Origin of the sequence: Streptomyces sp. URMC 127 (assembly GCF_051386535.1) — a bacterium.
GTDB lineage: Bacteria > Actinomycetota > Actinomycetes > Streptomycetales > Streptomycetaceae > Streptomyces.
Map to the genome: position 1 here is coordinate 1 of NZ_JBPQTW010000038.1, position 25,847 is coordinate 25,847.

General features: G+C 71.2%; 26 protein-coding genes and 1 tRNA gene. 18 read left to right on the top strand and 9 right to left on the bottom strand.

The genetic code is table 11. The features are described 5' to 3' along the window. Both ACSNOH_RS11745 and ACSNOH_RS11750 read left to right on the top strand, forming a co-directional pair. The coding region (locus ACSNOH_RS11745; RefSeq protein ID WP_436721197.1) for an RDD family protein at positions 1-759 on the top strand (759 nt) is incomplete at its 5' end. A gap of 55 nt (positions 760-814) precedes the next feature. After that, positions 815-1,426 (top strand): RDD family protein, encoded by a 612-nt coding sequence (locus ACSNOH_RS11750; RefSeq protein WP_436721198.1) that lies wholly within the window; start codon positions 815-817, stop codon positions 1,424-1,426. Positions 1,427-1,452: 26 nt separating this feature from the next. Here ACSNOH_RS11750 and ACSNOH_RS11755 read toward each other — a convergent pair whose 3' ends face one another. Continuing rightward, on the bottom strand, positions 1,453-1,707 hold the full coding sequence (locus tag ACSNOH_RS11755; protein WP_436721199.1) for a hypothetical protein: 255 nt from the start codon (positions 1,705-1,707) through the stop codon (positions 1,453-1,455). A 395-nt stretch (positions 1,708-2,102) separates the two neighbouring features. On the opposite strand from ACSNOH_RS11755, the gene ACSNOH_RS11760 reads away from it, so the two are divergent. Both ACSNOH_RS11760 and ACSNOH_RS11765 read left to right on the top strand, forming a co-directional pair. Beyond that, entirely contained in the window at positions 2,103-4,475 is a 2,373-nt protein-coding gene (locus ACSNOH_RS11760) for an immune inhibitor A domain-containing protein (protein ID WP_436721200.1), read from the top strand. Between the two features lie 135 nt (positions 4,476-4,610). Further along, positions 4,611-4,940, top strand: coding sequence for a hypothetical protein (locus ACSNOH_RS11765; RefSeq protein ID WP_436721201.1), 330 nt, complete (start codon positions 4,611-4,613; stop codon positions 4,938-4,940). Between the two features lie 198 nt (positions 4,941-5,138). Here the strand turns inward: ACSNOH_RS11765 and ACSNOH_RS11770 are convergent, their stop codons facing one another. Both ACSNOH_RS11770 and ACSNOH_RS11775 read right to left on the bottom strand, forming a co-directional pair. Continuing rightward, positions 5,139-5,732, bottom strand: a complete 594-nt coding sequence (locus ACSNOH_RS11770) for a nicotinamidase (protein WP_436721202.1) — start codon at positions 5,730-5,732, stop codon at positions 5,139-5,141. A 148-nt stretch (positions 5,733-5,880) separates the two neighbouring features. Beyond that, positions 5,881-7,209, bottom strand: a complete 1,329-nt coding sequence (locus tag ACSNOH_RS11775) for a nicotinate phosphoribosyltransferase (RefSeq protein WP_436721203.1) — start codon at positions 7,207-7,209, stop codon at positions 5,881-5,883. 168 nt (positions 7,210-7,377) lie between these two features. On the opposite strand from ACSNOH_RS11775, the gene clpS reads away from it, so the two are divergent. The 6 genes from clpS to ACSNOH_RS11805 all read left to right on the top strand — a co-directional run bounded on the left by clpS (position 7,378) and on the right by ACSNOH_RS11805 (position 11,983). Next, complete coding sequence (gene clpS / locus ACSNOH_RS11780; protein WP_436721204.1) at positions 7,378-7,689, top strand: ATP-dependent Clp protease adapter ClpS; 312 nt, start codon at positions 7,378-7,380, stop codon at positions 7,687-7,689. Continuing rightward, positions 7,689-8,285: a DUF2017 domain-containing protein gene (locus ACSNOH_RS11785; RefSeq protein WP_436721205.1), complete on the top strand. Its 597-nt coding sequence runs from the start codon at positions 7,689-7,691 to the stop codon at positions 8,283-8,285. The genes clpS and ACSNOH_RS11785 overlap by 1 nt, the downstream gene beginning before the upstream one ends. A gap of 326 nt (positions 8,286-8,611) precedes the next feature. Then, positions 8,612-10,090, top strand: a complete 1,479-nt coding sequence (locus ACSNOH_RS11790) for an amino acid permease (RefSeq protein WP_436721206.1) — start codon at positions 8,612-8,614, stop codon at positions 10,088-10,090. 107 nt (positions 10,091-10,197) lie between these two features. Beyond that, on the top strand, positions 10,198-10,620 hold the full coding sequence (locus ACSNOH_RS11795) for a Mov34/MPN/PAD-1 family protein (RefSeq protein WP_436721207.1): 423 nt from the start codon (positions 10,198-10,200) through the stop codon (positions 10,618-10,620). Between the two features lie 119 nt (positions 10,621-10,739). Next, on the top strand, positions 10,740-11,021 hold the full coding sequence (locus ACSNOH_RS11800; RefSeq protein ID WP_436721208.1) for a MoaD/ThiS family protein: 282 nt from the start codon (positions 10,740-10,742) through the stop codon (positions 11,019-11,021). Between the two features lie 11 nt (positions 11,022-11,032). Continuing rightward, positions 11,033-11,983, top strand: a complete 951-nt coding sequence (locus tag ACSNOH_RS11805) for a PLP-dependent cysteine synthase family protein (RefSeq protein WP_436721209.1) — start codon at positions 11,033-11,035, stop codon at positions 11,981-11,983. A 17-nt stretch (positions 11,984-12,000) separates the two neighbouring features. Here ACSNOH_RS11805 and ACSNOH_RS11810 read toward each other — a convergent pair whose 3' ends face one another. Then, positions 12,001-14,319: a hypothetical protein gene (locus ACSNOH_RS11810; protein ID WP_436721210.1), complete on the bottom strand. Its 2,319-nt coding sequence runs from the start codon at positions 14,317-14,319 to the stop codon at positions 12,001-12,003. Between the two features lie 268 nt (positions 14,320-14,587). Here ACSNOH_RS11810 and ACSNOH_RS11815 point away from each other — a divergent pair, with 268 nt between their 5' ends. Continuing rightward, on the top strand, positions 14,588-15,340 hold the full coding sequence (locus tag ACSNOH_RS11815; protein WP_436721211.1) for an MBL fold metallo-hydrolase: 753 nt from the start codon (positions 14,588-14,590) through the stop codon (positions 15,338-15,340). A 158-nt stretch (positions 15,341-15,498) separates the two neighbouring features. Here ACSNOH_RS11815 and ACSNOH_RS11820 read toward each other — a convergent pair whose 3' ends face one another. After that, complete coding sequence (locus ACSNOH_RS11820; RefSeq protein WP_436721238.1) at positions 15,499-16,710, bottom strand: PTS transporter subunit EIIC; 1,212 nt, start codon at positions 16,708-16,710, stop codon at positions 15,499-15,501. Positions 16,711-17,156: 446 nt separating this feature from the next. Further along, positions 17,157-18,482 (bottom strand): PTS transporter subunit EIIC, encoded by a 1,326-nt coding sequence (locus tag ACSNOH_RS11825; RefSeq protein ID WP_436721212.1) that lies wholly within the window; start codon positions 18,480-18,482, stop codon positions 17,157-17,159. 198 nt (positions 18,483-18,680) lie between these two features. Between ACSNOH_RS11825 and ACSNOH_RS11830 the strand changes: the two genes are divergently transcribed. From ACSNOH_RS11830 to rdgB, 4 genes are all read left to right on the top strand, one after another. Further along, a complete protein-coding gene (locus ACSNOH_RS11830; protein WP_286157508.1) occupies positions 18,681-18,920 on the top strand; it encodes a PTS glucose/sucrose transporter subunit IIB in 240 nt (79 codons plus the stop codon). 94 nt (positions 18,921-19,014) lie between these two features. Then, entirely contained in the window at positions 19,015-19,746 is a 732-nt protein-coding gene (gene rph / locus ACSNOH_RS11835) for a ribonuclease PH (protein ID WP_436721213.1), read from the top strand. A 106-nt stretch (positions 19,747-19,852) separates the two neighbouring features. Continuing rightward, on the top strand, positions 19,853-20,233 hold the full coding sequence (locus ACSNOH_RS11840) for a hypothetical protein (RefSeq protein ID WP_436721214.1): 381 nt from the start codon (positions 19,853-19,855) through the stop codon (positions 20,231-20,233). Between the two features lie 56 nt (positions 20,234-20,289). Next, a complete protein-coding gene (gene rdgB, locus ACSNOH_RS11845) occupies positions 20,290-20,892 on the top strand; it encodes an RdgB/HAM1 family non-canonical purine NTP pyrophosphatase (RefSeq protein ID WP_436721215.1) in 603 nt (200 codons plus the stop codon). Between the two features lie 53 nt (positions 20,893-20,945). Here rdgB and ACSNOH_RS11850 read toward each other — a convergent pair. Then, positions 20,946-21,029: transfer RNA gene (locus tag ACSNOH_RS11850), tRNA-Leu, on the bottom strand. Between the two features lie 97 nt (positions 21,030-21,126). Then, complete coding sequence (locus tag ACSNOH_RS11855) at positions 21,127-22,674, bottom strand: MFS transporter (protein ID WP_436721216.1); 1,548 nt, start codon at positions 22,672-22,674, stop codon at positions 21,127-21,129. Between the two features lie 250 nt (positions 22,675-22,924). On the opposite strand from ACSNOH_RS11855, the gene ACSNOH_RS11860 reads away from it, so the two are divergent. Continuing rightward, a complete protein-coding gene (locus tag ACSNOH_RS11860; RefSeq protein WP_436721217.1) occupies positions 22,925-23,455 on the top strand; it encodes a hypothetical protein in 531 nt (176 codons plus the stop codon). Continuing rightward, positions 23,455-24,717: a sensor histidine kinase gene (locus tag ACSNOH_RS11865; RefSeq protein WP_436721218.1), complete on the top strand. Its 1,263-nt coding sequence runs from the start codon at positions 23,455-23,457 to the stop codon at positions 24,715-24,717. Before ACSNOH_RS11860 ends, ACSNOH_RS11865 begins: the two co-directional genes overlap by 1 nt. A gap of 33 nt (positions 24,718-24,750) precedes the next feature. Here ACSNOH_RS11865 and bcp read toward each other — a convergent pair whose 3' ends face one another. Then, complete coding sequence (bcp, locus tag ACSNOH_RS11870) at positions 24,751-25,218, bottom strand: thioredoxin-dependent thiol peroxidase (protein ID WP_436721219.1); 468 nt, start codon at positions 25,216-25,218, stop codon at positions 24,751-24,753. 200 nt (positions 25,219-25,418) lie between these two features. Between bcp and ACSNOH_RS11875 the strand changes: the two genes are divergently transcribed. Further along, a complete protein-coding gene (locus ACSNOH_RS11875) occupies positions 25,419-25,736 on the top strand; it encodes a DUF3618 domain-containing protein (RefSeq protein ID WP_436721220.1) in 318 nt (105 codons plus the stop codon). Positions 25,737-25,847 lie beyond the last annotated feature (111 nt).

Below are 25,847 nucleotides of genomic sequence, written 5' to 3' on the forward strand. Positions count from 1 at the left end.
GTCCCCGCCGTCCGCCCCGGCGGCACGATGCAGCTCCGTACGCCCGGCAAGCCCGTCCCGTCGCCCGCCGCCGTGCCCGAGCCCCTCCCGCAGGAGCAGCCCCGTACGGCGGAGCAGGCCCGCCCCGCGGCCGGCGGCTGGGCCCAGCAGGTGCAGCAGCTGGCCCAGCAGCAGCCCGCTGCCTCCTCGTCCGCCGCTCCCTCCTCCGAGGTGGCCGCGCCGTGGAAGCCCCCCAAGAGCGACCCCTTCCTGCAGGCCGCGCAGGAGCAGGGCCGCCCCGCGCCGCTGGGCCGCCGGCTCGCCGCCCGCCTGGTCGACTCCCTCGTGCTGGGTGCCGTCGTCGGCGCCGTGGCCGTGCCCCTGTGGGGCAAGGCCGTCGCCCACATCGACGACAAGGTCGCGCAGGCCAAGCAGTCCGGCGAGACGGTCACGGTCTGGCTGCTCGACGGCACGACCGGCACCTACCTCGCCGTCGTCGTGGGCGTCCTGCTCGTCGCGGGCGTGGTCCTGGAGGCGCTGCCCACCGCCAAATGGGGCCGCACGCTGGGCAAGCGCCTGTGCGGCACGCGCGTCCTGGACATCGAGTCGCACGACACCCCGGGCTTCGGGGCGGCGCTGCGCCGCTGGCTGGTGTACGGGGGGCTCGGCGCGCTGGGGATCGGCGTGATCGGTGCCCTGTGGTGCGTCTTCGACCGGCCGTGGCGGCAGTGCTGGCACGACAAGGCGGGGCGCACGTTCGTGGCGGCGGCCAAGCGCTGACCCGAACGGCACAGTGCCGGGTGCGGCTCGCAGCGGCCCGGGTTCTACTCGGGCCATGAGCACCGAGCCGCCGCCCGAGGACGACCCGTTCAAGAAACGGCCGACGGAGCCGCCCCTGCCGCCGTACGGGTCACCCCCGCCGGGCGGCCCGCCGCCCGGCCCGGGCGGCGGCCCCGGCAGCCCTTACGGGGATCAGTTCGGCGCCGCCGACCCGCTCGCGGGCATGCCCCCGCTCGCGAACCGCTTCAAGCGGCTCGTCGCCCGCATCATCGACGGGCTGCTCGTGTCGATCCCGGTCACCGTCCTCTTCAAGGCCGCGATGTGGGACTGGGATCCGGGGAACTGGGACGACAACCGGGCCACGGGGCTCGGCATCATCATCGCCGTCGTCTACTTCCTCTACGAGGGCCTGATGCTCACGAACCGTGGGCAGACCGTCGGCAAGATGGCGATGAGCATCCGGGTGGCGATGCTGGAGAACGGCGCGATTCCCCAGGGGGCCCCGGGCTGGACGCGCGCCGCCGTCTACAACCTGCCGCAGGTGGTGCCCTGCTGCGGCTTCCTCTTCTGGCTGGTCAACGTGCTGTGGTGTACGTGGGACGCGCCCTATCACCAGTGCATCCACGACAAGGCGGCCAAAACGGTGGTGGTGTCCACCGCGCAGTGAGTCCTGGCCGGATCCCGGCCCGGGCCTCAGCCGTGCAGTGAATGTTCGCTCAGTCTCGGCTCGGTGGGCAGGGGCGTGCGCTGCCGGGGGGCCCGGGGCCTGCGGGAGGCCCGCGGCACGGGGAAGGTGACGGCGACGAAGAGGCCGAGCGCGAGCGCGGCGACGGCGATGACCGCGATCCCGAGCCCCGAGGCCGTCTGCGAGAGCAGCAGCATGGCGAGGGTCGAGAAGACGACGGTGGCCGATCCGTAGGTTATCTGTGCGGGGGTCGGACGCGGCATGGCGGGATCCGTCCTCGGAGCAAAGGTGTGGGTGCGGAGCCGGCTGGTGCGTGCAGTGCGGTGCGACGGTGCTGCGTGCGTACAGCAATGGTGTACACCAAAACGACTCTACGGTCCTGTCTGCCCGAGCGGAACTGCCGGTAAGCGTGACCTAACACACGGTGCCGGAGCACGGGGGGCGCACGGAGTCATCCGCCGGTCCAAGAGGTGAGACGAGCGCGCCCGTTGGTGTCCGAAATCCGCAACATAAAGGCCGGATAACGTACTTGCTCTTTCGCTCGTAGTCAAGATCTGTCTTTTCCGCCGTCACTCCGGTCAAATACCTCCACAGTTCTTACTGGGGAGGACATTCACAAGTGAAGAGCAGCCAACGGAGGCACGCCAGATCTGCCGCCGTGGCCACGGCCGTCACGCTCGGCGTGACGGCCCTGACCGCGGGGACCACGGCCGGGATCGCACAGGCGGCCACCACTGCCGGCACGCCGTCGAGCATCGAGCGCCACGACCCGGAGCAGGCCGGGAAGGGCGTCGAGCACGACCTCAAGGGCCCGTTCAGCAAGAAGCGGGAAGCGCAGCGCAAGGCCGCGCTCGACAAGGTCATATCCGGGGACGCCCGTGCGGAGCAGCGCGGCGCGTCCAAGGTCGTCCAGCTCGGCAAGGGGAAGTACGTCGAGCTGGCCCGGGAGAAGACCGACAAGATCTTCACGATCCTCGTGGACTTCGGCGACAAGGTCGACGACACCACGATGTACGACCCGGACGGTCCGGACGGCCCCAAGCCGCCCGTGAAGAAGTTCGGCGGACAGCCCGGCCCGGCGCACAACCAGATCAAGCAGCCGGACCGCAAGCAGGACAACAGCACGGCCTGGGAGAAGGACTACAACCGCCAGTACTTCCAGGACCTGTACTTCTCGCACGACAAGGGCAAGGAATCCCTCGCCAAGTACTACGAGAAGCAGTCCTCGGGCCGCTACTCGGTCGAGGGCACCGTCACCGACTGGGTCAAGGTCCAGTGGAACGAGGCCCGTTACGGCTCCAACTACTGCGGCTCCACCAACTGCCCCAGCGCCTGGGACCTGGTGCGCGACGGCGTCAACCAGTGGGTCGCGGACCAGAAGGCGGCCGGCCGCAGCGACGCCGACATCAAGGCGGAGCTGGCCAAGTACGACCAGTGGGACCGCAACGACTACGACGGCGACGGCAACTTCAACGAGCCCGACGGCTACATCGACCACTTCCAGATCGTGCACGCCGGCGAGGACGAGTCCGCCGGCGGCGGTGCGCAGAAGACCGACGCCATCTGGGCCCACCGCTGGTACGCCTACGGCTCGGACGCCGGCAAGACCGGCCCGGCGGACAACAAGGCCGGCGGCACGCAGATCGGTGACACCGGCATCTGGGTCGGCGACTACACGATGCAGCCCGAGAACGGCGGCCTCGGCGTCTTCGCCCACGAGTACGGCCACGACCTGGGCCTGCCCGACGAGTACGACACCACCGGCACCGGTGAGTCCTCCGTCGCCTACTGGTCGCTGATGTCCTCCGGTTCCTGGCTCGGCCGCGGCAAGGACACCATCGGTGACCTGCCCGGCGACATGAGCGCCTGGGACAAGCTGCAGCTCGGCTGGCTCAACTACGACAAGGCGAAGGCGGCGACCAGGTCGACGCACAAGCTGGGCGTGGCCGAGTACAACACCAAGGACAAGCAGGCGGTCGTCGTCGAGCTGCCCAACAAGGCGGTCAAGACCGACGTCGTCAAGCCTGCCGAGGGCAGCAAGCAGTGGTGGGGCGGTCAGGCGGACGACCTGAAGAACACCCTCTCCCGCACCGTCGACCTCACCGGCAAGTCCAAGGCGAGCCTGGACTTCTCCGGCTGGTGGGACATCGAGGCGAACTACGACTACGCCTACGTCGAGGTCTCCACGGACGGCGGCAAGAACTGGACCCCGGTCGACGGCACGGCCGACGGCAAGTCCATCCCGCGCGACGGTGGCGACAAGCCCGCGCTGACCGGCCAGTCCGGCGCGTACAAGAAGCTGGCGTTCCCGCTCGACGCGTACGCCGGCAAGAAGATCGACCTGCGGTTCCGCTACTCCACGGACGGCGGCACCACCGGCAAGGGCTTCACCGCCGACGCCATCACCCTCACCGCCGACGGCGCGGCCCTCTTCACCGACGGTGCCGAGGGCGACGACAACGGCTGGACGGCGAAGGGCTTCTCGCGCATCGGCGAGTCCTTCACCAAGGAGTACGCGCAGTACTACCTCGCCGAGAACCGCCAGTACGTCTCGTACGACACGACCCTGAAGACCGGCCCGTACAACTTCGGCTGGAAGAAGGACCGTCCGAGCTGGGTCGAGCACTACCCGTACCAGACCGGCCTGCTGATCTGGAAGTGGGACACCTCGCAGGCCGACAACAACGTCGGCGTGCACCCCGGCACCGGCCGCATCCTGCCGATCGACGCGCACCCGCAGGTTGAGAAGTGGGCCGACGGCTCCGTCATGCGCAACCGCTTCCAGGCGTACGACTCGCCGTTCAGCTGGTTCCCGAGCGAGGGCTACACCGTCCACCAGGACGGCGTCGCGGCCCGCGTGAAGGGCAAGCTCGGCGTGCCGGTCTTCGACGACCGCAAGGGCACGTACTGGAGCAAGGACAACCCGACCGGCGGTGTGCAGGTTACTGACACCAACACCCGGATCAAGATCCTCTGGCAGGCCCCGAGCGGCTCCACGATGACCATCCAGGTGGGCCCGTCGGGCAAGTAACACCCCCGCGATCTGCATCTTCGCAGGTCAGCGCCGTATCGGCCGTCGCCCTCTAGCGGGCGGCGGCCGATCGCGTTTAGATGACTGGCGTGACGCCGTTATTGACACCCCGCCCCGGGGAGAGGTGACGCGGGCATGGCAGGTGGTGGTTTCTGCAAGCTGCCGGGCGGCAGCGTGGTGGTGGCCCTGTACCTTCCGGGCCCGCCCGGCGGCGCCGCGGCGCCCGGCTCGCGCGTGCGGGTGCTCGTGCACGCGGCGAACCGCGCGCGGGCGCTGACCCGCCTGCGGAACCTCGGCCTGCGCGCGGTCTACCTGCGCGGCAACACGGAGCCGCCGACGCCGGACGAGATAACGGCGGTGCTCCACCATCCCGACGGCCTGGTCTGGCGCGCGGCGCCGGACGACGACACGGAGTCTTGGCACGGCATACGGATGCTGCTGCGCGGCGGGGCGCCTGCGGCGTAGGGGTTACGCGGGGTCCGGCACCGCCGGTCACGTGCGCGCGGGCTGATCGCCGTTGCGGCGGGAGGAGTGCCCCGGTCCCGCCCTTTCGCCGTTTCCTCCTCCGGAGGGGCCGGGGCGAAGCCCCGGAAGATCTCCGCCGCAGCGGCGATCAGCCACCGTCTACGTGACCGGCGGTGCCGAGCCGCCCCGGCCCGTACGTCAGCCGGTCGCAACCACCGGCTTGCCGGACAGCTCGACGCCCGCCGCCCGCATCTCCTCCAGCGCCCGCTCCGTCGTCCCCGGGGCGACCCCCGCCGTGAGGTCGAGCAGGACCTGGGTCGAAAAACCGGCCCGCGCCGCGTCCAGCGCGGTGGCGCGCACGCAGTGGTCCGTGGCGATGCCGACCACGTCGACCTCCGTCACGCCCCGCTCCCGCAGCCAGTCGGCGAGCGGCACCCCGTTCTCGTCGGTGCCCTCGAAGCCGCTGTAGGCGGCCGCGTACGCCCCCTTGTCGAAGACGGCGTCTATCGCCCCGGAGGCGACGACCGGCGCGAAGTTCGGGTGGAAGCCGGAGCCCTCCGTGCCGGCGACGCAGTGCGGCGGCCAGGTGGTCTCGTAGTCCGGCTCGGCGGAGAAGTGCGCGCCGGGGTCTATGTGGTGGTCCCGCGTGGCGACGATGTGCCGGTACCCGGCGGTGGCCTCGCCGACGAGGTCGGTGATGGCCGCGGCCACGTCCGCCCCGCCGGCCACCGCGAGGCTGCCGCCCTCGCAGAAGTCGTTCTGCACGTCGACGATGATCAGTGCACGCTGCATAGTGCGGATCCTTAGTGGAAGGGCCCTCGGCCGACAGTGCGGATCACGACTGTACGGTTCGCCTCTCTGTGACCGAGGGTAGTGACTTCCGTTGCGCAATGGGAGAGGGACCCGGAGCGGGGGCGGCCCGCCGGGCGCGCGGGGAGCGTCAGAGGTACTCGGTGGGGAGCACGGGCTCGCCGCGCGAGAGCTGGGTCGCCGACAGCGGGAGCCCGGCCCGCGCGGCGGCGTGCCGGTCCCGCACGGTGTCCAGGGGCTCGCGGGCGACGACCTCGCCGCCCCGCACGAGCTCCACGATCAGCTGGTGATCCGCGAGCTCCGGCGGCACCGGCCCGGTGCCGACGACCTCGGCCTCGGCGACGCCGTCCGCGTCGGGCCGGCGGGCCGCCCACTTGCGGCCGCCGAGGGAGGCCTTGCCGCCCATGGACTTCTTGGCGACGGGCCGCAGCGGGGCGTCCGGGCCGGCCTCGTCCGCGCGGGCCACGAGCTTGTAGACCATCGAGCAGGTGGGGTGGCCGCTGCCGGTGACCAGCTGGGTGCCGACGCCGTACGCGTCGACGGGGGCCGCGGCGAGCGAGGCGATGGCGTACTCGTCCAGGTCGCTGGTGACGACGATCTTCGTCTCGGTGGCGCCCAGGTCGTCCAGCTGCTGCCGCACGCGGTGGGCGAGCAGCAGCAGGTCGCCGGAGTCGATGCGGACGGCGCCGAGCTCCGGCCCGGCGATCTCCACGGCCGCGCGGACGGCCTCGGCGACGTCGTAGGTGTCCACGAGCAGGGTCGTGCCCCTGCCGAGCGAGTCGACCTGGGCGGTGAAGGCGTCGCGCTCGCTGTCGTGCAGCAGCGTGAAGGCGTGCGCACTGGTGCCGACGGTCGGGATGTTGTAACGGAAGCCGGCCGCGAGGTCGGAGGTGGAGGCGAAGCCGCCCACGTACGCGGCGCGGGAGGCGGCGACGGCCGCGAGCTCGTGGGTGCGCCGGGCGCCCATCTCGATCAGCGGCCGCCCGCCGGCGGCGACGGCCATGCGCGAGGCCGCGGCGGCGACGGCCGAGTCGTGGTTGAGGATCGAGAGGATCACCGTCTCCAGGAGCACGGCCTCGGCGAAGGTGCCCTCGACGCGCAGGACCGGCGAGCCGGGGAAGTAGACCTCGCCCTCGGGGTAGCCGTGGATGTCCCCGCGGAAGCGGTAGTCCGCGAGCCAGGCGAGCGTCGGCTCGTCGACGATCCCGCGGCTCGCGAGGAAGTCCAGGACGCCGCTGTCGAAGCGGAAGTTCTCCACGGCGTCCAGGACCCGGCCGGTGCCCGCCACGACGCCGTAGCGGCGCCCCTCGGGCAGCCGGCGGGTGAAGACCTCGAAGACCGAGCGCCGGTCGGCGGTGCCGGAGCGCAGCGCGGCCTGCAGCATCGTGAGTTCGTACCGGTCGGTGAAGAGGGCCGTCGACGGCACGTCCACCGGCAGCCTCAAGTCCGCAGCGTTCATGGAACCAGATGCTACCCCCAATACTCGTCAGACTGACGATTTCTACGTCGTGACGCCGCGCACGGCCGCGCGCCCGGCCGGCGTGCGGCGCCCGGCCGATGCGCGGCACCCGGCCGACGCGCGGCCGGGGCACCCCCCTTTGTGCATCGCGGGCCGCCGAGTGGCAGCATGGGAAACGTGAGTGTTGCACCGGTCGAGATCGAACGCCCCGAGTCGAGCGAGGCCCCGTACGCGGTGGCGGAGCCCGACGTTCCGTGGGTCACGCTGGTCCACAACGACCCCATCAACCTCATGAGTTATGTGACGTATGTCTTTCAGGCGTACTTCGGCTACTCCAAGGACAAGGCCCACAAGCTGATGCTCGACGTCCACCACAAGGGGCGCGCCACCGTCTCCAGCGGCAGCCGCGAGGAGATGGAGCGCGACGTGCAGGCGATGCACGGCTACGGGCTGTGGGCGACGCTGTCGCAGGACCGTTGATGGCCGGCCACTTCGAGCCGCTGTCCGGCGGCGGGGCCGCCGTGGCCCTGGACGAGGTCGAGATCTCCATCCTGCGCAGCCTGGCCGTTCAGCTGCTGGAGCTGATCGGGCCCGGCGAGGCCGAGGGCCCCGAGGGCGCCGACCCGCTCGCGCGGCTCTTCGCCGAGGGCCCCAGCGAGCCGCCGTCCGATCCCGCGCTCGCCCGGCTCTTCCCCGACGCCTACGGCGACCCCGGTGCCGAGCAGGACCCGCAGCAGCGCGCGTACGCCGCCGAGTTCCGCCGCTACACGGAGAACGACCTGCGCGACCGCAAGCGCGATGACGCCCTCGCGGTCGTCCGCTCGCTCGACGGGCTCACGGTCGCCGGCGACCGGGCCGCCGTGCTGCGTCTCGAGCCCGAGGAGTGCCGCCGCTGGCTGGGCACGCTCAACGACCTCCGGCTGACCATCGGCGCGCGGCTGGAAATCGCCCATGAGGACGACAGCGAGGCGCTGCTCCGGCTGCCGGACGACGACCCGCGCAAGCCGATGGCAATGGCGCACCTCTGGCTCGGCGGTCTGCAGGAAACGCTGGTAGATGCACTGATGGGGCCCTGACGGGCTGATCGATCAAAAGGATCCGGGCGTCCGCTCAGGGAACAATCAAGTCCGGATAACGATCGGATCACCGCAGTAGCCGCTATTGCCGCTCCTTTTCCTTATTGTCCGCATTTCCTTGTGGTGTGCGTCACGAACGCATGATCGTTCTTCAGACGATCTACCGGCCACTCGTGATACATCTTGCCGACCTGCCTCCGTGACGCCACCCATGTTCACGGCGGGAGCGCTGAGCCGGCCGACCGTCGGCACTCGCAGGACTCCATCCGGGGGGATCGGAACCCGATCCGGAGCAACCGGATCGGTATGGAGAAAGGCGCACCACCATGACCTCTGAGCAGGTCGCGGCCCGTACCGCGGACGCAGTCGCGGAACCGGGCCACAAGGGAAGCGGCAAAGCGGCTTCCGAGGGTTACGAGCGGGGACTCGGTAACCGCCAGATTCAGATGATCGCCATTGGTGGCGCCATCGGCACCGGCCTCTTCCTCGGCGCGGGGAAGGCCATTTCCAAGGCCGGACCCAGCCTGATCCTGGCTTATGCCATAGCCGGTCTGGTCATCTTCTTCATCATGCGAGCGCTCGGCGAGCTGCTCATGTACCGCCCGGTGTCGGGCTCCTTCTCGGACTACGCCCGGGAGTTCCTCGGCCCCTTCTGGGGCTATGTGACCGGATGGACGTACTGGCTCTTCTGGGTCGTCACCGGAATCGTCGAGGTGACCGCCGCGGCCTCCTATGTGCAGTACTGGAACCATTCCATTCCGCAATGGGTCTCCGCGCTGGGCTTCACCGTCCTGCTGTACTTCGCCAACCTGATCTCCGTGAAGCTCTTCGGCGAGCTGGAGTTCTGGTTCTCCATGGTCAAGGTCACCGCCATCATCGGCATGATCCTGATCGGTGTCGGCGTGCTGACCATCGGCTTCTCCGACGCCGGTGACACCGCCACCGTCACCAACCTCTGGAACGACGGCGGCTTCTTCCCGCACGGCATCGGCAACACCCTGATGACCCTGCAGATCGTGATGTTCGCCTTCCTCGCCGTCGAGCTGGTCGGCGTCACCGCGGGCGAGGCCAAGGACCCGGAGAAGACGCTCCCCAAGGCGATCAACACCGTGCCGTGGCGCATCGCCGTCTTCTACATCGGCGCGCTGATCATCATCCTGGCCGTGGTCCCGTGGGGCGAGTTCATGCCGGGCGTGAGCCCGTTCGTCGCCGCCTTCCAGAAGATCGGCCTGCCGGCCGGTGCGGGCATCGTCAACTTCGTCGTCCTCACGGCGGCGCTGTCGTCCTGCAACTCGGGCATGTACTCCACCGGCCGCATGCTGCGCGACCTGTCGCTCAACGGCCAGGGCCCGAAGTTCTTCGGCGAGCTGACCAAGCGCGGCCTGCCGCTGCGCGGCACCACCTTCTCCGCCGCGCTGATGCTCGTCGGCGTCTGGATCAACTACCAGTGGCCGGGCAAGGCGTTCGACTACGTCGTCTCCTTCGCGACCATCTCCGGCATGTGGGCGTGGATCGTGATCCTCGTCGCCCAGCTGCGCTACCGCCGCAAGGCGAACCGCGGCGAGCTCCCGCAGTCCGCGTTCCGCGCCCCCGGCGCGCCGTGGACCAGCCTCTTCGCGCTCGCCTTCATCTTCATGGTGATCGTGATGATGGGCATCGACGCGGACGCGCGGGTCTCGCTGTACTGCGCGCCGGTCTGGGCCGCGATCATGTGGGTGTCCTACCTGGTGCTCAAGCGCCGCAACCCGCAGGCCTTCGAGCGCAAGGACTACACCAAGGCCATCGAGGTCGACCAGGCCGCGTAAGGCACACACCGGACCTGTCCGGAATCCGGGCCCTCCCGTACCACCCTGTGGTACGGGAGGGCCCTTCCCTTTACCCGGGTGAACACCGCATGCCTATCCTGGGCCGCATGCTGACCATCACGCAGGACCTGTACGACCGGATCGTCGCGCACGCCCGCGCGGACCACCCCGACGAGGCCTGCGGCGTGGTCGCCGGACCGGCCGGCAGCGACCGCCCCGAGCGGTTCGTCCCCATGCTCAACGCCGCCCGGTCGCCCACGTTCTACGAGTTCGACTCCGCGGACCTGCTCAAGCTCTACCGCGAGATGGACGACCGCGACGAGGACCCGGTCGTCATCTACCACTCGCACACGGCCACCGAGGCCTACCCGTCCCGTACGGACATCTCGTACGCGGGCGAGCCCGGCGCCCACTACGTGCTCGTCTCCACCGCCGACACCGACGGCGCGGGGCCCTTCCAGTTCCGTTCGTTCCGCATAGTGGACGGCGAGGTGACCGAAGAGGAGGTCACCGTGGTGCCTGCTTACTGACCTGCGGCCGCCGGCCGCCCACGGCTGTCCGCATGCCGGAACGAACGCCCGGCGGCCGCACACGGAATCGATACGATCTGCCCCAGGTGCCCCACCCGCACGCCGACAGGAGCCGCATCATGGCCATCGAGGTCCGCATTCCGACCATCCTCCGCACCTACACCGACGGGCAGAAGGCCGTCGAAGGCAGCGGCGCCACGCTCGACGAGCTGTTCAAGGACCTCGACAGCCGCCACGCGGGCATCCGCGAGCGCCTCGTCGACGAGTCAGGCGAGCTGCGCCGCTTCGTGAACGTCTACCTCAACGACGAGGACGTCCGCTTCCTCGGCGGCATCGGCACCGGGCTCGCCGACGGCGACAGCGTGACGATCCTCCCGGCGGTCGCCGGCGGAATGGCCTGAGCGGCCCGCACATGCGCTACGACAGCCACCTGGCCTCGGTCGGCAACACCCCGCTGGTGCGGCTGCCCAGGCTGTCCCCGTCCGAGTCGGTCCGGCTCTGGGCCAAGCTGGAGGACCGCAACCCCACCGGCTCGGTGAAGGACCGCCCCGCCCTGCACATGATCGAGCAGGCGGAGCGGGCCGGGCGGCTGACCCCCGGCTGCACCATCCTGGAGCCCACCTCCGGCAACACCGGCATCTCGCTCGCCATGGCCGCCCGGCTCAAGGGCTACCGCATCGTGTGCGTCATGCCCGAGAACACCAGCGAGGAGCGGCGGCAGCTGCTCGCCATGTGGGGCGCGGAGATCATCTCCTCGCCCGCGGCGGGCGGCTCCAACACCGCCGTCCGCGTCGCCAAGGAGCTCGCCGCCGAGCACGCCGACTGGGTGATGCTCTACCAGTACGGCAACCCCGACAACGCGGGCGCCCACTACGCGACCACCGGCCCCGAGATCCTCGCCGACCTGCCCGGGATCACCCACTTCGTCGCCGGTCTGGGCACCACCGGCACGCTCATGGGCGTCGGCCGCTACCTGCGCGAGCACAAGCCCGGGGTGAGCATCGTCGCCGCCGAACCGCGCTACGACGACCTCGTCTACGGCCTGCGCAACCTCGACGAGGGCTTCGTCCCCGAGCTGTACGACGCCTCCGTCCTCACCACGCGCTTCTCGGTCGGTTCGCAGGACGCGGTCCGCCGCACCCGGGAGCTCCTCTCCGAGGAGGGCATCTTCGCGGGCGTCTCCACCGGCGCCGTCCTGCACGCCGCGCTCGGCGTGGCCCGCAAGGCCGAACGGGCGGGGGAGAGCGCCGATATCGCCTTCGTCGTGGCCGACGGCGGCTGGAAGTACCTCTCCACGGGCATCTACACGGCCCCCACGACGGAAGCGGCCGTCGAGGCCCTGCACGGCCAGCTCTGGGCGTAGCACCCGGCTCCGGCGGCTCACGGCGGAAGCGTCGGGCGGCCGGGCGGCCCGGCCCGCCGGGGCCGCACCGTCGGCGTGCGCCTCACCCGGCCGCCGGCGGGCCGCCGGCCGGTTCCCCCGCCGTGGCCGCCGGCAGGGGGCGGCGGCGCGAGCCGGTCCTGGAGGCGGGCGTGGCGGAACTGGTAGACCGCGCCGGCCTGCCGCAGGACGCCGCGGCGGTGAGCGTCGTCCAGGAACGCCATCAGCCGCCAGGGGAGCTTGCCGCGCAGCGCGAACCACGTCCGGGTGAGCAGGAACCAGCCCCACGCGTTGGCGGCGAGGCCGGTCTGCGCGTGCACCGAGCGCCTGCCCGTGAGCGCGAGCGCGAGCCCGGCGCCGAACCCGAAGGCCAGCGCGGGGGCGATGCCGATCCTCAGCCCGGAGTACGGCCGGGACATCAGCAGTCCGGCCAGGAGCCCCGACCCGAAGGACTCCACCAGGACGCGCACGCCGATCACGGTCCGGTCGTCGCGCAGGACGGACATCGGGTTCCGTGAGCGGATCGTGTCCGCGGGCACGTTCAGCCACAGCATGGCGCCGAAGGCGGTCCCGACCCCCAGACCGCCCACGAACACCGCCTTGGCCACCGCCCAGGGCCCGCCCTCCACCCCGACGCCGAGGACCGCCGCGGCGCTGATGCCCACCCCGCAGCCCAGCATCAGAACGAGCCCGAGGGCCAGGCCCTGCGCGAGCCTCCGGACGAACAGCCGCCTGCGGCCGCGGACCCGGATGTTGACGAAGCCCGGCCGGGCCGGCGGGACGACCACCAGCCCCGCTCCGAAACCCCCGGAGAGCCCCGCCGCGAAGGCGACACCGAGCGGCGCGGCCACCGCCATGCCCAGCGCGACGATCAGGCCCGTCAGCAGTTGCAGGGCGAGCGCGCCCGTGAGCCGGACGGTGCGCGGGAGGGCCTGGTGCAGCCGCCACCAGGCCAGTTCGCGCGTCCGCTGCCGTTGCAGATGCCCGGCGAGGAACGTCAGCCACGTGCGGGCCGCCGCGGCCGGGAAGAGGGGCGGCGCGCCGCCCGGTGCGTCCCCGGCCGTGGGCGGCGGCGGCCGGTGCGCGTACACCGCGGGTATGAAGGCGTCCAGCAGGTGGTCCTCGATGGCCGCCGGGTCCGCGAACCGCACCGGGTCCAGGAGCTCCGCCGGATCCCTGGCCGGATCCGTGTAGACGACCCGCGCCAGCGCCGACATCAGCGGCGACGAGAGGACCTTCGCCGGCGCCCCGCCGGGGTCTGCCCGTAATCGGGCCGCGACGGCCGCCCACCGGTCGCCGCCCGCCACCCCGTGCGCCGTCAGGAAGGCGATCACCTCCCGCACCCCCACCGGCTCCAGCTCCACCACCGCGGCCGTGGCCAGCACCGTTCCCCCGGCGACGACCGCCGCCTCGTACTCCTCGCTGCGGCAGGTGAGCACGAAGGGCGCGCCGGGGGAGATGCCGTCCAGGGCCTCGATCGCCTTGGCGTGCAGCGGGACGGGCATCTCGTCCAGGCCGTCGAGGACCGGCAGCACCAGCCCCTCCGTCACCAGCCGCCGGGCCGCGTCCGGCCCGAACACCGCGGCGTTCGCCAGCGCCGGGTACTCCTCCAGCAGCCGGCGGGCCGCCCACGTGTGCAGGTGCTCGGTGCGCGGGTCCCAGGACGAGAGCGTGAGCAGGACCGGCACCGGGCCGCTGCCGTGGGCCTGCCGCTCTTCCAGCAGGTCGAGGGTGAGCAGGATGGCCATGACGGTCTTGCCCGCGCCGGGCTCCCCGATGACCACCAGCCGCCGCCGGGGAAGCCGGGTGAAGACCGCGGCCACGCTGTCGCTCCCGCCGGCCCCGGCGCTCGCGCTGCTCCCGCTGATTCCTCCCGTCCCGCCGATCCCGCCCCGCAGGCGCAGCCGCAGCGGCCGTCCGCCGACCGTGTTCCGGTCGAGCACTCCCGCAGGGTCGCCGGCCACCGGCCGCCTGGTCGTCGCCCACCGCACGTGCAGGGGCCGCGGCCGGTGCAGCATCCGCAGCTCCGCCTCGGCCGTCCACTGGCCGTGCAGCGTACGGGCGAGCTGGTCCGCGGCCCGATGCAGCAGCACCGCTTCGCCGGGGCCGTCCGTGCCGCCGCCCGCGGGCGCGCGCCGGCGCCGGGCCTCCAACACGGCCGCCGCGGTGGCCGATACGGCGGCCGCCGGCCACGCCAGCCACAGATACGGCCGCACGGGGCCGGGGACCGAACCGCTCGCCAGGTTGGTGGCGAGCGGCAGCACCAGCGCGGTCAGGAAGGAGACCAGGGCCGTCGCGAACTGCGTGGGGCGCCGCATACGCCACCTCTGCTTCCTGCCGTGCCCGCCGCACCGCAAGCCCGCTGACCGATGCGCCGGATTACATGACTATGCGGCCACTCATCGTCCCGCAGCCGGGATCCGCCCGGAACCCCCCTTGCGCCGCCCGCCCAGACGTGTCCGTACCGTCCGTACCGGTGACTTCAGCCACAACCCCACCTCACGGAGGAGCGGCCGTCCCCTTCGCGCCTTACGCTCGACGGACCGCATGGCCCCCCGTCACGAGTCAACGGAGGTTCAGGCCCGCATGAAGCTCACCGTCGTCGGATGCTCGGGGTCGTTCCCGTCCACGGAATCGGCCTGTTCGAGCTACCTCGTCGAGGCCGACGGCTTCCGGCTGCTCCTCGACATGGGCAACGGAGCCCTCGGCGAGCTGCAGCGCCACATCGGTCTCTACGACCTCGACGCCATCCTGCTCTCGCACCTGCACCCCGACCACTGCATCGACATGTGCGGCTACTTCGTGGCCCGCTACTACCGGCACGAGGGCGGCCGGGCCGAGGCCATCCCCGTCTACGGGCCGGCCGACACCGAGCACCGGCTGGCCACCGCCTACGGGGACGTGCCCGACGACACCTGCATGCGCGAGGTGTTCGACTTCCGCACCCTCTCCCCGGGCACCTTCTCCGTGGGTCCCCTCACCGTCCGCACGGACCGGGTGCGCCACCCCGTGGAGGCCTTCGCCTTCCGCGTCGAGCACAACGGCAGCGCGCTGGTCTACTCCGGCGACACCGGTCCCTGCGAGGAGCTGCACGCGCTGGCCGACGGCGCCGACCTGCTGCTCTGCGAGGCCTCGTTCACCCACGGCAAGGAGGACATCCCCGACCTCCACCTCAACGGCCGCGAGGCCGGCGAGCACGCCGCGCGGGCCGGTGCGGGCCGGCTGGTGCTCACCCACATCCCGCCGTGGACGGACCCGCTGACCAATCTGCGTGACGCGCGCGCCGTCTACGACGGGCCGGTCGAACTCGCCCGCGCGGGCGCGGTGTACGAGGTCTGACTCCCGCTTCCTTTGCGCTTCCCGGCGAGGCCGCGGCCGGCGTTTGCTCACCGGTTGTTTTCCGGTTGCTTTCGGTTGTTTTCCGGGAACGCATACGCAAATGCCCCCGAAATCCCAGGGATTTCGGGGGCATTTGCCTGCGGTGTTCAGGCGAGGCGTCAGGCGTTCAATTCGGCCGACTCCTCCGCGGATTCCCGGCCGGGGGTCTTGAGGTCGAACTTCACGATGGCGAAGCGGAAGACCACGTAGTAGACCGCGGCGAAGGCGAGGCCCACGAGAACCAGCAGCCAGGGCTTGGAGGCGATGCCCAGGTTCAGCAGGAAGTCGATGACGCCGGCCGAGAAGCCGAAGCCGTCCTTCATGCCGAGCGCCCAGGTCAGGGCCATCGAGACACCGGTCAGCAGCGCGTGGATCGCGTAGAGCACCGGCGCGACGAACATGAACGTGAACTCGATCGGCTCGGTGACGCCGGTGACGAAGGCGGTGAGCGCGAGGGAGAACATCATGCCGCCGACGACCTTGCGGTTCTCGGGGCGGGCGCAGTGGACGATCGCCAGGCAGGCGGCCGGCAGCGCGAACATCATGATCGGGAAGAAGCCGGTCATGAACTGGCCGGCGTTCGGGTCGCCGGCGAGGAAGCGGGCGATGTCGCCGTTGACGGTGCCCTTGGGACCGTCGTACGAGCCGGCCTGGAACCACGGGAAGGAGTTGAGCAGGTGGTGCATGCCGACCGGGATCAGACCGCGGTTGGCGACGCCGAAGATGCCCGCGCCGACCGCGCCGGAGCCGACCAGCCACTCGCCGAAGTTGTGCAGACCCGTGCCGAGGAACGGCCAGATGTAGCCGAAGACGACACCGATGAGGAGACCCGCGAAGGAGGAGAGGATCGGCACCAGGCGGCGGCCGCCGAAGAAGCCCGCCCAGTCGGGCAGCTTGGTGCGGTAGAAGCGCTGGTATATCAGCGCGACCACGAGGCCCATCACGACGCCGCCGAGGACCTTGGCGTCGACGGCCTGCTCCACCATGGCGACCTTGTGGTCGACCACGGCCTCCTTCTTCGGGAGGCTGCCGTCGGTGAAGGTGCCGAGCACCTTGGAGAAGACGAGGTAGCCGGCCACGGCGGCCAGGGCCGTCGAGCCGTCCGACTTCTTGGCGAAGCCGATCGCGACGCCCACGGCGAAGAGCAGCGCCATGTTGTCGAGGATCGCGCCGCCGCCGGCGGACATAAACTCGGCGATCTTGTTGAGGAACGCGGGGAACGACGCCCGGCCCAGCATGTCGTCCTGGCCGAGGCGGACCATCAGCGCGGCGGCGGGGAGCACCGCGACGGGCAGCATCAGGCTGCGGCCGATGCGCTGGGCGATCGCCATGGCGCCGGCGCCGAACTTCTTCTTCTCGGCGGGAGCGGCGTCCTTCTTCTTCGCGGGCTTCTTGTCGGCGGTCTTGGCCGCCGTCTTGTCCGCGGCCTTGTCCGCCGTCTTGTCCGCGGTCTTGTCCGCGGGCTTCTCCGCGTCCTTCTTCTCCGGCGAAGCGGCGTCGTCAGGCGCCGCCTTTGCCGCCTTGGCGCTCTTACTCATCGGATTCCTCCAGGTGAGGCGGGCGCTCGGGGGAAGGGGGTGGGCCCGCTTTTGGTCTACACCACTGAGTGGTTTAGACCATGTTGTAGCACGTGAGTCCGGGATAAAGGAATCCGTGCTTCCTGGTTGGTTCCGAGTGGCTTCCGACACAGCCGAAAGCCCCCGCGGGCGCCCGGCGGGGGCTCGTGACGGGGAGCGATTATCCCTTCACAGTGCAGATGGTCCCTTGTCGCGTGCCGCTAGTCCTTGACGTTGCCGCGCTCGATCTCCTCCGCGACCTCTTCCGGTTCACGCCCCGGAGTCGGCAGGTCGAACTTCGTAATCGCGAACCGGAAAATCACGTAGTAGACGACCGCGAAGCACAGCCCGATCGGAATGATCAGCCACGGTCTCGTCGCCAGCCCCCAGTTGATCACATAGTCGATCAGGCCCGCCGAGAAGCTGAAGCCGTCGTGCACCCCCAGCCCCCAGCTCACCGCCATGGACACGCCCGTCAGCAGCGCGTGCACCACGTACAGCGCGGGCGCGATGAAGAGGAACGAGTACTCGATGGGCTCGGTGATCCCCGTGACGAACGAGGTCAGGCCGACCGAGAGCATCATGCCCGCGACCGCCTTGCGCCGGTCCGGCCGCGCGCAGTGCGCGATGGCCAGCGCCGCCGCCGGCAGCGCGAACATCATGATCGGGAAGAAACCCGTGGTGAACTGGCCCGCGTGCGGGTCGCCCGCCAGGAAGCGGTTGATGTCGCCGTGCACCACCGTGCCGTCCGGCTTGGTGTAGTCGCCGAACTGGAACCACATGAAGGTGTTGAGGAACTGGTGGAGCCCCACCACCAGCAGCGCCCGGTTCGCCACGCCGAAGACGCCCGACCCCGCCGAGCCCAGGTCCGACAGCCACTTGCTGAAGCTCGTCAGCGCGTCGCCGACCGGCGGCCAGACGAACAGGCAGACCACCGCGAAGGCCAGTGCGACGAACGACATCAGGATCGGCACGAGCCGGCGCCCGTTGAAGAAGCCCAGCCAGTCCACCAGCCGCACCCGGTGGAAGCGCATCCAGAACCACGCGCTCAGCAGCCCGATCACGATGCCGCCGAAGACCCCCGGGTTCTGGAAGCTCGCCGGGGACGCCTGCCCGCCCATGGAGACGCACACCCCGCTCCACAGCCCCGCCCCGCCGAACTTCGACTCGCGCGGGCAGTCCTCCGGGAACTGGTGCAGCACCGAGAAGTAGACGAGGAAGGCCACCACGGCGGCCAGCGCCGTCGAGCCGTCCGCCTTCTTCGCCATCCCGATGGCCACGCCCACGCAGAACAGCAGCGGCAGGCCGAGCGCCGAGTCCAGCAGCGCGCCGCCCGCGCCCGCGAAGACCTTCGCCACGTCCGTCCAGCCCAGCCCGTCCTTGCCGAAGACGTCGGGCTGGCCGAGCCGGTTGAGGATGCCCGCGGCCGGGAGCACCGCGATGGGCAGCTGAAGGCTGCGGCCCATCTTCTGCAGGTTCGAGAAGAGGGTCTGCCAGCGCTCCCGCCACCGGTTCCGGCCGGGCGCGGCCGCGGCGTCCGTACTCATGTGCGTCCTCCCGGCCGCCGCCCCGGCGACGGTCCACTCGGTGCTTGCCGCATACTGGTGTAGACCACTCATGCGCGCTTGTGGGTGTCGCCATCATTTGCCGGGTGGCGGACATTTCGCCCGCATAGTTGGGCTGAACGTGGTTTACCGTGGGGAAGCCGGTCGGTGGTACCGCCGAAGGGCCGAAGACAACCAGGAGTGCACATGGCCAGCAAGGCTGAGAAGATCGTCGCCGGCCTCGGCGGCATCGACAACATCGAGGAGATCGAGGGCTGCATCACCCGGCTCCGCACCGAGGTGAACGACCCCGAGCTCGTCGACGAGGCGGCCCTCAAGGCCGCCGGCGCCCACGGCGTCGTCAAGATGGGCACCGCCATCCAGGTCGTCATCGGCACCGACGCCGACCCGATCGCCGCGGAGATCGAAGACATGATGTGAGCCGCTGAGCTCACCCCGAAGGGCCCCGCCCCGGATTCCCAGCGAACCGGAACGGGGCCCTTCGCGTACGCGGCGAGCCAGTAGGCTCATCACCATGTCTCGCATCGACGGCCGCACGCCCGACCAGCTCCGCCCCGTGACCATCCAGCGCGGCTGGAGCAAGCACGCCGAGGGCTCCGTCCTCATCTCCTTCGGAGACACCAAGGTCTTCTGCACCGCCAGCGTCACCGAGGGCGTTCCCCGCTGGCGCAAGGGCAGCGGCGAGGGCTGGGTCACCGCCGAGTACTCGATGCTGCCGCGCTCCACCAACACCCGCGGCGACCGCGAGTCCGTCCGCGGCAAGATCGGCGGCCGCACCCACGAGATCTCCCGCCTCATCGGCCGCTCCCTGCGCGCCGTGATCGACTTCAAGGCCCTCGGCGAGAACACCATCGTCCTCGACTGCGACGTCCTCCAGGCCGACGGCGGCACCCGCACCGCCGCCATCACCGGCGCCTACGTCGCCCTCGCCGACGCCATCACCTGGGCCCAGGGCAAGAAGCTCGTCAAGCACGGCCGCAAGCCGCTCACCGGCACCGTCTCCGCCGTCAGCGTCGGCATCGTCGACGGCGTCCCGCTCCTCGACCTCTGCTACGAGGAGGACGTCCGCGCCGAGACCGACATGAACGTCGTCTGCACCGGCGACGGCCGCTTCGTCGAGGTCCAGGGCACCGCCGAGGCCGAGCCCTTCGCCCGCGAAGAGCTCAACGCCCTCCTCGACCTCGCCGTCAGCGGCTGCACCGCCCTCGACGCGGCACAGCGCGAGGCCCTCGCCGCAACGCTGTAAGCGGCCGCAAGCAACCGCGGAGCGGATCACAAGCGTTCCTACGGGCGTACGGACAGGACGACAGCTCCGCCGTACGCCCGTAGCCGTCCCAAGGGGAGGGGACCCCGTGCCCGCACACAAGAAGACCCTGCTGCTGGCCGCCGCCGCACTCGCCCTACCGCTCGCCGCCGGCTGCGCAACCGCCCAGAAGGCCGTGGACTGCGCCCGCCTCGGCATCGAGATATCGAACGACGTCGACGACCTCCAGCGCAGCGTCACCGACACGGCGACCGACACCGGCAACGCCGGCAAGATCCTCGACAACCTTGAGAAGGACACGAAGAAGCTCAAGGACAAGAGCAGCAACGTCGACGTCGGCAAGGCCCTCGACCACCTCCAGAAGGCCATCGGCAACGTCCGCGACGCCCTGCGCGACGACAGGACGCCCGACCTGACGCCGCTGACGGACGCGGCGGGCGAGCTGTCCAAGGTGTGCACGTCGAAGTAGGCACGTTGAGGCGGGCACGGCGAAGCGGGCCCGGGACTTCCCGGGATAATCACCCCATGAAGCGCCTGATCCTCGCCACCCGCAACGCCAACAAGGTCACCGAGCTCCGCGCCATCCTGGAAGGCGCCGGCCTCGACGTCGAACTCGTCGGCGCCGACGCCTACCCCGAGATCCCCGACGTCAAGGAGACCGGCGTCACCTTCGCCGAGAACGCCCTCCTCAAGGCCCACGCCCTCGCCCGGGCCACCGGCTTCCCGGCCGTCGCCGACGACTCGGGCCTGTGCGTCGACGTCCTCGGCGGCGCCCCCGGCATCTTCTCCGCCCGCTGGGCCGGCCGCCACGGCAACGACAAGGCCAACCTGGACCTCCTCCTGGCCCAGCTCGGCGACATCGCCGACGAGCACCGCGGCGCGCACTTCGCCTGCGCGGCGGCCCTGGCCCTCCCGGACGGCACGGAACGCGTCGTCGAGGGCCGCCTGGAGGGCACCCTCCGCCACGAGCCCGCGGGCGGCGGCGGCTTCGGCTACGACCCGATCCTCCAGCCCCTCGGCGAGACCCGCACCTGCGCCGAACTGACGGCGGACGAAAAGAACGCGATCAGCCACCGCGGCAAGGCGTTCCGCGCCCTGGTCCCGGTGGTCCGCGAACTGCTGGGCTGAGCGCATGCGAAAAGGGCCGTCCCGCCGGAGCGGAACGGCCCTTTTCGCGTCTGTGCGGCCGGAGGGACTCGAACCCTCACGGGTGTTACCCCACTGGGACCTAAACCCAGCGTGACTGCCAATTCCACCACGGCCGCGAGATGCTGACCCATGGTATCGGGCGGACCGCCGCCCCTGTAGGCGGAGCGGGACTGGGCAGGAGTACGCCGGACCGGGGACCGATCGGCCGGGGCGTCAGAACTTCGGGTCGGGGGAGCGGGAAGTGACGATCTCTTCCGCTTCCTCCTTCGTGGCCACCGACGGCGGTGACCCCTCCAGCGGCCGCCGCGCCGTCTCGCGCATGAAGGCGACGGCGGCCATGCCGACGACGGCCGCGCCCGCCGTGTAGAACGCGGGCGCCATGTCGCTGCCCGTGGCGTGGATCAGGGCCGTGATCACCAGCGGGGTCGTGCCGCCGAAGAGGGACGTGGAGAGGTTGTAGCCGATGGCGAGGGAGCCGTAGCGGACGGGGGTGGGGAAGAGGGCCGGGAGGGCGGCGGACATGGTGCCCAGGAGGCACACCAAGGGCACGCCGAGCATCAGCATGCCGCCGAGGACCGCGGGCAGGCCGCCCTGTTTCAGCAGCAGGAACGCCGGGGCCGACAGGACGACGAAGCCGCCCATGCCCGCCGTCAGCAGCGGCTTGCGGCCGACGCGGTCGCTCAGCCGTCCCACGCCCGTGATGACCGCCATGAGCAGCACCATCGTCGCGATGAGGATCAGCAGGCCGTGCGCGTCGTCGTAGCCGAGCTGGTCGGTCAGGTAGGTCGGCATGTACGACAGCAGCATGTAGTCCGTGATGCCGTACGCCCCGGCCAGGACCACGCAGAGCAGGAGCCTCGCCCACTGGGTGGTGAAGATCTGCTTGAGCTCCGTGCCCGTGTGCTCTTCCTCCTCCAGCTTCTGGAAGGCCGGGGTGTCCTCCAGCCGCAGCCGCAGGTACAGGCCCACGAGCCCGAGCGGCCCGGCGACGAGGAAGGGCACCCGCCAGCCCCAGTCCGTCATCGCCGTGCTGCCGAGCGCCGACGTCATGGCCGTGACGAGGCCGGCCGCGCCGACGTAGCCGGCGAGGGTGCCGAACTCCAGGAAGCTGCCGAAGTAGCCGCGGCGCTTGTCCGGCGCGTACTCGGCGATGAAGGTGGCCGCGCCCCCGTACTCCCCGCCCGTGGAGAAGCCCTGCAGCATCCGGAAGCAGATCAGCAGCACCGGCGACCAGAAGCCGATCGCCGCGTACGAAGGGATCAGGCCGATGGCGAAGGTGCCGGAGGCCATCAGCACCATCGTCAGGGCCAGCACCCGCTTGCGGCCCACCCGGTCGCCGAGCGGGCCGAAGAACATCCCGCCCAGGGGCCGGACGAGGAAGGCGACGGCGAAGGTCGCGAGGGACGACAGCAGGCGCACCGTGTCGTTGCCGGAGGGGAAGAAGACGTCCCCGAGGGTGACCGCGAGATAGCTGTAGATGCCGAAGTCGAACCACTCCATGGCGTTGCCGAGCGCCGCCGCCTTGACGGCCCGTCTCACGGTCCGCTCGTCCGTGACGGTGATGTCGGTGCGCCGCAGGCGGGGGTTGCGGCGGCGGGCGACGGCCCGGAAGAGGGCCGGGTGGCGTCTGACCGCGGCCGGGTCGTGGCCGTTGCCGTGCCCGTTCGCACGACCGTTCCCGTTCCCGTTCCCGCTTCCGTTCCCGTTCCCCGTGCCGTTCCCGTTTCCGGTCTCGGCTTCCGTGGTGCTGCCGTTGGGCACGGCTCGGCCCCCTCACGCTTCGGCGGTGTGACGTGTGTACGCGCCTGCGTCTGCACGCTGCGCCGCGGCTCAAACCGGTGCGCCCCCCGATAGGGAGATTGGTCACGCCCGGCGGGCGGCCCGCGAGGCGGCGGGCGGCGGAAGCTGATATAGGCATGAAGGGAACGCGCGGCCCGATTTCACCGTCCCTCACAGCGGGGCCGCACAGCCGGACCCCGGAAGTTCTGCAAGACACCAGAGAGAGAGGCCGATGGCCGACCGTGTGGCGCTCCGCCGGCCCGGCGTGCGCACCGCCCTGGCGATCTTCGCGGTGGTGACGGTGCTCGCCGTCGGCGGCGTCTGGTACTGCGCGGCCGGGGACCGCTCGGGCGTGGTGGCCGACGCCCCCAAGACGGCGGCGGCGCAGAAGTCGCTCCCGCCGCGGGAGCCGGAGGCGACGGCCGAGGACACGGCGGGGCCGCGGGAGATGCCGGGCGTGCGCGAGTGCGGCGTCGGCAAGCCGGTCGTCGAGCCGAAGATCATCACGCTGAACTGCTCCAACGCGGGCGTGGTGGCCAGTGACATCAAGTGGGACTCGTTCGGCGCCGACGGCGCGGACGGCTCGGGCGTGGTGCTGGTCTCGGGCGCGGCCGGGGGCGGTTCGCCGGCCTCCTTCCCGGCGCGGCTGCGGCTCTACGACGTCACGAAGGTCGACGGCATGATGGCTTTCACGGGCATCGAGGTCAGTTACACGGGCGCCACCCCCCATGCGAAGGCGAAAGAGGTGTACACGATCGCGTGATGGGTATCCGTGGCCGGATCGCCCTCGCGATCTCCTTCGTCACCGCGCTCGCCGTCGTGGTGCTGGGGCTGGCCGTGCACCACATCTCCGCGGCGGAGCGCGACCGGCAGGCCCAGGCCTATCAGGACGACCTGCTGAGCTCGGCCCTGCAGATCTACCAGCGCGACAGCACGCTGGCCCTGGGCGCCCAACTGGACGACGCCGCGCTGCCGTTCCCGCTGGCGCGGGCGGTGGCCCGGGGCCGCTCGGGGACGTACATCAGCGGCGGCGAGGATCCGCGGGTGTGGGCGGCCACGTCCGTCGGCGGCGACAAGGTGCTGTCGGTGTCGGCGCCTTACCCGGACCGCGATCCCCTGATGACGGCGCTGGACAAGGCGCTGGTCGTGGCGGGTGCGGCGACGGTGGCGCTGATGGCGGTGGTCGCGTGGTTCGTGGCGCAGAGCCTGTCGCGGCGGCTGCGGACGAGTGCGGCGGCGGCGCGGCGGATCGCGGCGGGCGAGCCGCCGGACGCGGAGGCGCTGGCGGCGGGCGGCCGGGACGAGGTCGCGGAGCTGGGCCGCTCGGTGCACCACATGGCGACGTCGCTGGCGGCGCGGGTGGAGGCGGAGCGCGAGTTCACGGCGGACGTGGCGCACGAGCTGCGCACGCCGGTGGCCGGGCTGGTGGCGTCGGCGGAGCTGCTGCCGCACCCGCGGGCGGTGGAGATGGTGCGCGAGCGGGCGCAGACGATGCGGGTGCTCGTGGAGGACCTGCTGGAGGTGTCCCGGCTGGACGCGGGCCGGGAGCGCGCCCAGCTGGACGCGGTGGAGCTGCCGTCGCTGGTGAGGGGGATCGTCAAGCGGGCGCAGGGCCAGCGCGGCGTGGACGACGTGGCGATCGAGGTGGTCGGCGAGGGCCGGATCGTGGCGACGGACGCCCGCCGGGTGGAGCGGATCCTGGTGAACCTCCTGGCCAACGCGGCGAAGCACGGGAAGCCGCCGATCGAGGTCACGGTGGAGGGCACGCGGATCGTGGTGCGCGATCACGGTGACGGCTATCCGCCGGACCTGGTGGACCAGGGCCCGCGCCGTTTCCGCACGGCGGCCCCGGAGCGGGGCACCGGGCACGGGCTGGGGCTGACGATCGCGGTGGGGCAGGCGGTGGTGCTGGGGGCCCGGCTGGAGTTCGGCACGGCGGAGGGCGGCGGCGCGCGGGCGGTGCTGGACCTTCCGGAGTCGGAACCGGAGTCTCCGGAGGAGGACGGTGGCGCCGGACGGGCGTGATCCCGCCCGGCGACCCACCGGTTTTCGGGGTGCTTACAGCCCCAGGTCCTTGATGATCTTCGCTACGTGCCCGGTGGCCTTCACGTTGTACAGCGCCCGCTCCACACGGCCTTCCTCGTCGACGATCACCGTCGACCGGATGACGCCGGTCACCGTCTTCCCGTACAGCTTCTTCTCCCCGAACGCGCCGTACGCCTCCAGCACCTTCTTCTCCGGGTCGCCGACGAGCGTGACCTTGAGGCTCTCCTTGTCGCGGAACTTCGCGAGCTTCTCCGGCTTGTCGGGGGAGACGCCGATCACGTCGTAGCCGTGGCCGGCGAGGAAGTCGAGGTTGTCGGTGAAGTCGCAGGCCTGCTTGGTGCAGCCGGGGGTGAGGGCGGCCGGGTAGAAGTAGACGATCACCTTGCGGCCCTTGCGGTCCGCGAGCGAGACCGGGTTGCCGTCGGCGTCGGGCAGGGTGAAGGCGGGGGCGGTGTCGCCGGGCTGCAGTCGCTCGCTCATGGCTCTCCTCGGGGCGGTGGCCGGGTCGGTGGCCGGTCGGTGGCCGCCGGTCGGCTTCCGGTCGGCTTCTCGTGCCGAGCGTAGTCACCGGCACGGGGAAGCGGCCCGATCGGGGGTGCCGCGGGGCACGGGGTCCGGTGAGCTGACAGACTGTCGTCATCACTCATCATCACTCTTATCGAGACGACGGAGGCAGCGCGGTGTCGGATGCCAGGACCCCTGCGCAGATCGAGGCGGACATCGCCCGCAGGCGGAACGAGCTCGCCGTGACGCTCGACGAGATCGGCGTGCGCATGCACCCGGCCACGATCATGGGCGACGCGAAGGCGAAGGTCGCCGCGAAGGTGGACCACACCGCGGGCCGCGCCTGCGCCACGGCGCACCGGCTGCTGGAGGACGCCAAGGCGCGCTTCACGACGGAGGACGGCGCCCCGCGGCTGGACCGGATCGTGCCGGTGGCCATGGTCGCGGTGGGCGTGATCGGCTTGATCACGGTCTCGCGCAAGCGCGGGAAGTAGCGGGAAGCAGCGGGAAGCAGGCGGCAGGCCGGGCGCCGGGCGGGCGTGCGGCGGGCGCGTGCGGCGGGCGTACGGCGGGGGCAGGCGGGCGCAGGTCACATCGGCGGATCC